This is a genomic window from Rhodanobacter thiooxydans LCS2, from assembly GCF_000264375.1.
Classification (GTDB): Bacteria; Pseudomonadota; Gammaproteobacteria; order Xanthomonadales; family Rhodanobacteraceae; genus Rhodanobacter; species Rhodanobacter thiooxydans.
Genome location: NZ_AJXW01000109.1, coordinates 1 through 294 on the forward strand (window position 1 = coordinate 1; position 294 = coordinate 294).

Genomic DNA, 294 nt, shown 5'->3' on the forward strand with positions numbered 1-294 from the left:
GCTTGCCCTCAGTAGTGATCCGAACCGTGTTCGGCCAGGTCGGCACGCAGCGCGTCGATCAGCCGCTGCTGGTCGGCCGGCCGCTCTGCGCCGAACGACAGCGCCTCGCCGGTGGCCGGGTGGATGAACGACAGCTGCTCGGCATGCAGCGCCTGCCGGCGGAAACCACGCAGGGCGGCGGCCAGCTCCGCGCTGGCACCCTTGGGCAACTTCAGGCCGCCGCCGTACAGTGGGTCGCCGACCAGCGGGTGGCCGATGTGCGCCAGGTGCACGCGGATCTGGTGGGTGCGGCCG

General features: G+C 72.4%; 1 pseudogene. It reads right to left on the minus strand.

From position 1 onward, the window contains the following. Window positions 1-8 precede the first annotated feature (8 nt). Window positions 9-294 (minus strand): annotated as a pseudogene (locus UUA_RS17565) (RNA pseudouridine synthase); the annotation flags it as partial.